The organism is uncultured Streptococcus sp., from assembly GCF_915066115.1.
GTDB lineage: Bacteria > Bacillota > Bacilli > Lactobacillales > Streptococcaceae > Streptococcus.
On record NZ_CAJZDT010000127.1, the window covers coordinates 1 to 5,316 of the forward strand.

9 protein-coding genes are annotated in these 5,316 nt (G+C 35.9%); all 9 read left to right on the forward strand.

Going from position 1 to position 5,316, the window contains the following annotated elements:
- Nucleotides 1-28: 28 nt before the first annotated feature.
- The 9 genes from QZ565_RS08035 to QZ565_RS08075 all read left to right on the forward strand — a co-directional run bounded on the left by QZ565_RS08035 (nt 29) and on the right by QZ565_RS08075 (nt 5,188).
- Nucleotides 29-202 (forward strand): hypothetical protein, encoded by a 174-nt coding sequence (locus QZ565_RS08035; RefSeq protein ID WP_295527982.1) that lies wholly within the window; start codon nt 29-31, stop codon nt 200-202.
- The gene (locus tag QZ565_RS08040) at nt 199-978 is read left to right on the forward strand and encodes a replication initiator protein A (RefSeq protein ID WP_295527985.1); all 780 of its coding nucleotides are present in this window, start codon (nt 199-201) and stop codon (nt 976-978) included. The genes QZ565_RS08035 and QZ565_RS08040 overlap by 4 nt, the downstream gene beginning before the upstream one ends.
- A 98-nt stretch (nt 979-1,076) precedes the next feature.
- Entirely contained in the window at nt 1,077-2,435 is a 1,359-nt protein-coding gene (gene dcm, locus QZ565_RS08045; protein ID WP_295527988.1) for a DNA (cytosine-5-)-methyltransferase, read from the forward strand.
- Entirely contained in the window at nt 2,419-2,868 is a 450-nt protein-coding gene (locus tag QZ565_RS08050) for a hypothetical protein (RefSeq protein WP_061370804.1), read from the forward strand. Before dcm ends, QZ565_RS08050 begins: the two co-directional genes overlap by 17 nt.
- Nucleotides 2,861-3,241: a hypothetical protein gene (locus QZ565_RS08055; RefSeq protein WP_000566528.1), complete on the forward strand. Its 381-nt coding sequence runs from the start codon at nt 2,861-2,863 to the stop codon at nt 3,239-3,241. The genes QZ565_RS08050 and QZ565_RS08055 overlap by 8 nt, the downstream gene beginning before the upstream one ends.
- Nucleotides 3,242-3,253: 12 nt before the next feature.
- On the forward strand, nt 3,254-3,487 hold the full coding sequence (locus tag QZ565_RS08060) for a hypothetical protein (protein WP_000840776.1): 234 nt from the start codon (nt 3,254-3,256) through the stop codon (nt 3,485-3,487).
- Between the two features lie 2 nt (nt 3,488-3,489).
- Nucleotides 3,490-4,077: a type II CAAX endopeptidase family protein gene (locus QZ565_RS08065; RefSeq protein WP_295527995.1), complete on the forward strand. Its 588-nt coding sequence runs from the start codon at nt 3,490-3,492 to the stop codon at nt 4,075-4,077.
- Between the two features lie 333 nt (nt 4,078-4,410).
- Complete coding sequence (locus QZ565_RS08070) at nt 4,411-4,710, forward strand: hypothetical protein (protein ID WP_033685091.1); 300 nt, start codon at nt 4,411-4,413, stop codon at nt 4,708-4,710.
- Nucleotides 4,700-5,188, forward strand: coding sequence for a hypothetical protein (locus QZ565_RS08075; RefSeq protein WP_295528000.1), 489 nt, complete (start codon nt 4,700-4,702; stop codon nt 5,186-5,188). The genes QZ565_RS08070 and QZ565_RS08075 overlap by 11 nt, the downstream gene beginning before the upstream one ends.
- The last annotated feature ends 128 nt before the right edge of the window (nt 5,189-5,316 follow it).

A 5,316-nucleotide genomic window follows, 5' to 3' on the forward strand; every position in this document is an offset into this window, starting at 1 on the left:
TTCTCTTTTTTTATTATCAGGAGGAAAAATGACAAAAGAATTACAATCATCACGCTATATCGTCATTTCATTTTTAGTACGTGAAATGGGAATTGACATTGTTGAAGCCATCTCTCTTATGGCTGAATTGGAAAAAAGTGGCTTGGTTCACTTGGAATTAAGTGGAGATTTAACACTCAAAGAACTTGGAGGCGCGCTATGAAAAGAATTACCGCAAACCAATACCAAACTTCAGAACGGTATTATAAATTACCTAAAATTCTTTTTGAGGATGAGAAATATATGGATATGAAACTAGAAGTAAAGGTGGCTTATTCTATTTTAAAAGATCGTTTAGAATTATCTCTCAGTCGTGGTTGGATAGATGAAGAAGGGGCGGTTTATTTAGTATTTTCTAATTCTAAACTGATGAAGCTGTTAGGTTGTTCGAAGTCAAAATTACTGTCCATCAAAAAAATTCTTAAAGAATATGACTTAATTGATGAAGTCCAACAGTCTTCAAGTGAGAAAGGAAGACTAGCTAATAAGATTTATTTAGGTGAATTATCTTCTACCCCAGTAGGTAATTCAAACAGGCCTAGTGTTAAAAAAAGACTAGGCCTGTATGAAAATGAAACGGCCCCCGTCTCACATTTAGCCCCTAGTGAGACTGAAGTTAGTGAGACTAAATATAGTGAGACTGATTCTTTATTTATTGAGGATGAGGAGGATAGGAATACTCAACCTATTTTGAGAAGAAAAGTAGAAAAGGTCACAAAATATGATCGAGATTATATTTGGGGATTGGTACAAGATCAATTTAGACGAGAGGGTTTTTCTGAAACAGCCAGTGAAATTGCTATGACTGATTTTGAGAGAATCTATCAGTATGCTCTAGATAATGTTCACTTTGTTAGACGAGCGGAAGTACTTGCTGAATTTGTGTTTAACGGCTTGTATTCTGTTTGGAATAACCGTGTTAGAAAAGGAGGTGGTTAAATGTCGTCAATCGAGTGGATATTAGTTATTCTTATTGTCATTTCAAGTGGAGTGACAGTTTTGACAATGGTAGTCGATAAGAAAGGGGTGATAAAGAAATGAGATTTATTGATTTATTTTCAGGTATCGGGGGTTTTCGACTAGGAATGGAAAGTGTCGGACATGAGTGTATTGGATTTTGTGAGATTGATAAATTTGCTAGAGAATCTTATAAGTCCATTTTTCAAACGGAAGGAGAAATAGAATTTCATGACATACGAGATGTTTCAGATGACGTATTTAAAAAACTTAGAGGGAAAGTCGATGTCATCTGTGGGGGATTCCCTTGTCAAGCATTTTCAATCGCAGGAAGACGATTGGGATTTGAAGATACTAGAGGAACTTTGTTCTTTGAAATTGCTCGAGCGACCAAACAAATCCAACCACGTTTTCTTTTTCTTGAAAATGTTAAAGGCCTACTCAATCACGATAAGGGACGGACGTTCACCACAATCCTTACCACACTTGATGAGTTGGGGTTTGATGTTGAGTGGCAGGTGCTTAACAGTAAGGATTTTGGCGTTCCCCAAAACAGGGAGAGGGTGTTTATTATCGGACATTCTAGAAAGAAAGGTACCAGACTCTTATTTCCTTTCAGACGAGAAGGTCAAGCAACTAACTCTGAGATTTTAAAAACATTAGGGAATTTGAATCCATCAAAAAGTGGCATGAGCGGTAAAGTCTATTATTCAGAAGGTCTTGCGCCAACCTTAGTTCGTGGTAAAGGAGAAGGATTTAAAGTTGCGATTCCTTGTATGACACCAGATAGATTAGAAAAAAGACAAAATGGTAGACGTTTCAAGGATAATCAAGAGCCAATGTTTACTTTAAATACTCAGGATCGCCATGGTATTATCGTTGTTGGAGATTTACCAACTAGCTTTAAGGAAACTGGTCGCGTCTATGGAAGTGAGGGGCTATCTCCAACACTGACTACGATGCAAGGTGGAGATAAAATCCCCAAAATACTGATTCCAGAACCAATCCAATTTCTAAAAGTACGGGAAGCAACGAAAAAAGGATATGCTCAAGCAGAGATTGGGGATTCAATCAATTTAGAAAGACCAAGTTCTCAGTATCGTCGTGGTAGAGTTGGAAAAGGTATAGCGAATACGTTAACAACTAGTGGGCAAATGGGAGTAGTAGTGGCTAGCTATGAAGGGGAAGATAAGCAAGTTTATCATGTAGCCGGTGTCTTAATTGATGGGCAATTTTACCGTTTGAGGATACGAAGAATCACCCCTAAAGAGTGTTTTAGACTGCAGGGATTTCCTGATTGGGCTTTTGAAGCTGCTAGAAAAGTCTCTAGTAATAGTCAGCTCTATAAACAAGCTGGTAATAGTGTAACCGTTCCTGTGATTGCCGCAATCGCAAAGAAATTAAAAGAAGTAGAGGAAAAAGATGAAAGCTTTAAATAAAGAGTCAATACTAGATTGTGATGAATTAGAAACAGAATTACATGATGCAGAAATCAGACAGCTGGATGAACAAATATTTTTGATGCCCAATTATCCATGTGAGTTTGAGGTGACATTTTTAGATGATTACCATAAAAAACACAACTACCCCCTATTTTACGAATCCTATCTTCAAAACATTATGGAATTCCTTGAAAGTCAGGATATAAAGAACGGAGCTGATGCCTTTGTAGATGATCATCAAAATCTTGTTTTTGTTTTATATGGACAAGGCTATCGAGCCGAGGGAAAAGAGGGAATACTTACAACCCAAGTAACTGTAAAAGCTTATGATGAAGACAAGCAACCGATTAACTTCGCAAATTTATTAGATTCCTTAATCGTATCAGAATATCAAATGGAACCGAATCTTTGGGAGGTTTCCCATGATTGACCTCTATCTAAGTAAAAATAACCATAGAAATCAACTTCTTTTAGAATTCTTCCAAAACTATGGCATTGAGGTATCCTGTCATTCGATTTCTGAAATGACAAGGGATAAATTAATTGAGATGATGAGCTATTCTTCAGATTGTTTTGAGTTTTTATCTCCTAATTTATTACGATTTAAGAACCGTGACAATTTAAGACTAACGGATTTCATTGAAATGATATTAAAAAATCCTGAACTAACTATTAGACTTCCTCTTGCGGTTTCAAATAAGAGAGTTTATCCAAATCTGAATTTGGAAGAGGCTAGAGCTTTATTGCCAAGAGATACGAAACAATTGATTTACATGGCACAAACACATTATTTATCTAACTAAAGGAGAATCAATATGGCTGAACGATTTTGGGAGAACTTGTCCATTATTTTGGCTGAAAGAAATATCAGCTGGATTGAGTTAACCAGAAAAATGTTTGCGGGAGAGTTTCACTATCCAAGTGAATTGAATCGTTTGTATCAAAAGATTCGTCACTATAAGATGGAACAACGAATGCCTCAAAGTCCATGGGTAGAAAGGATTGTGCAGGTATTAGATTTAGATTATGAAGATTTATTTCGGAGGTAACTATGAAAAGAATAATTCCAGTTTATATATTCCAACAAGTAAATGTCCTATTGGTATCTCTATACTTACTGAAATTTCTTTGTATCGGTGAGTTAACTATACTACAGATTCTCTATGGTTCGTCACTCATTTCTTTTTTATGGATGTATGGCCAACGTAAAAAAGTGCATAAGGTCAGTATGAAATCTAGGATGAAATGGCTTGGTATTGGATTAGCTAACCTACTGATTATAAGTCTATGTTTTAGCCTGATTCATGCTCAAGGAACTACGAATCAAGCAAACTTAATTGGCCTTCAACATCAAGTTCCTTGGTTTTCATTTTTATTGTTCTTAATCAATGCGAGTATGGTTGAAGAATTTCTGTATCGAGAAATTTTATGGAACTTGGTCAGAAAATTAGATATCAGAATTGCGTTGACAAGTGTTTTATTTGCCTTAGCACATCATCCAGGAACCATTCTAGCTTGGTGTTTATATGTTTCACTTGGGATGTTTTTAGGACTTGTACGCTATAAATCTGACTTATGGGGCAGTATGGGGCTACATTTAGTGTGGAACCTACTAGTTTATAGTTTGCTGCTTTTTTAGAGTAAATTAGCTTGTTTTAGGGAAATGGAATGCTAACGTTATGAAACAATGTTAGTCTTTTATTTCAAAATCTTTGTTTAGAATGAATTTAGCTCTACAGAAAAATAAAAAATGTGATAAAAATTTCAACTACTCTTATCTATAATAAAGCTACCTGTTCTTTGAAAATTGAATCCACTCCGTCTTGATTAGCGTGCCTGTGTAAGTAGGGACTGAGAGTATTTCCCTGTGAAGGGCAACTGGCACAAGACGTGTGTGAGAATTTTCTAACAGACACGGAGTTTATCGTTACCAGACTCAAACGATGCGACAAACTAGATAAAGGAGTTAATCATGAAGGTAGTAAACTTGTATGATTTGAAACAAATGGGAAATAAAGGTGGTTGTACCATCCAATTGATTCATCACTTTCCTTTTGGTATGGGCTTAGGACATCTCAAAAAAGACTACATTGAATTTAAACGTGTTGGTATCGTTGATGGGAAAGCAGTAGAAGTTACTCTTCGAGAACCTTATTCGAGAGATCTACTGCAGGTTGTTAAGTCGATTAAGCAACGTCAGAAATTGATAGCTTATCGTTATAAAGAAGGAAAGCTGCTATTTGTTAAGAAGGAGGTATCAGATGTCCTCTGAACAACAGGAACGAATGGCAGTTCAATATGCTGAGCGTAGTCTTTTATTTACTGTAAAAAGTCTTTTAAAGATTCTAGAATGGTCTAGACGTCAGGCTTTAGCACAGGATTTCGCCTATAAGATAGGGGTACAGAAATTAGAAGAATTGCTACAATCTCCCTATGCGATTGATACGATTAATCTGAAAAAAGATTTTTTAGACAAACCAATTGATATAGAGAAATTTAAAGCTTTTTTAGAAAAAGAAGAGATTCCTTTAGCCATCGCTTGGCAAGGGGATTCTCTACATTTCTACACGAAAGACCGTTCGATTCTGGACAATCATTTAGACCATCTGTTAGAAAAAATGGTTAATAATCCAGAGAAATTAGATGATTTTACCATGGATCAGTCATTAGACGATGCAATTGATGAGGCTAAATCTCAAATTACCTTTAGACAAGAAGGGGCCGTCAAACAGAAAGAGATGGTGAGATGATGTACAGTGGAAAGAAATTCCTACTATTCTTACTGTTAGGTATCTTACTAGGCTATCTTTTTCATCGTTTGACGCTTTTGTATGATTCCTATACTGGAAATAGCTTAGATAAATGGACTCATCTTCTG

Coding starts and splice junctions, on each gene's coding strand:
- QZ565_RS08050 (WP_061370804.1), top strand. CDS start 2,419: ATGAAAGCTTTAAATAAAGAGTCAATACTAGATTGTGATGAATTAGAA.
- QZ565_RS08075 (WP_295528000.1), top strand. CDS start 4,700: ATGTCCTCTGAACAACAGGAACGAATGGCAGTTCAATATGCTGAGCGT.
- QZ565_RS08055 (WP_000566528.1), top strand. CDS start 2,861: ATGATTGACCTCTATCTAAGTAAAAATAACCATAGAAATCAACTTCTT.
- QZ565_RS08065 (WP_295527995.1), top strand. CDS start 3,490: ATGAAAAGAATAATTCCAGTTTATATATTCCAACAAGTAAATGTCCTA.
- QZ565_RS08035 (WP_295527982.1), top strand. CDS start 29: ATGACAAAAGAATTACAATCATCACGCTATATCGTCATTTCATTTTTA.
- QZ565_RS08070 (WP_033685091.1), top strand. CDS start 4,411: ATGAAGGTAGTAAACTTGTATGATTTGAAACAAATGGGAAATAAAGGT.
- dcm (WP_295527988.1), top strand. CDS start 1,077: ATGAGATTTATTGATTTATTTTCAGGTATCGGGGGTTTTCGACTAGGA.
- QZ565_RS08040 (WP_295527985.1), top strand. CDS start 199: ATGAAAAGAATTACCGCAAACCAATACCAAACTTCAGAACGGTATTAT.
- QZ565_RS08060 (WP_000840776.1), top strand. CDS start 3,254: ATGGCTGAACGATTTTGGGAGAACTTGTCCATTATTTTGGCTGAAAGA.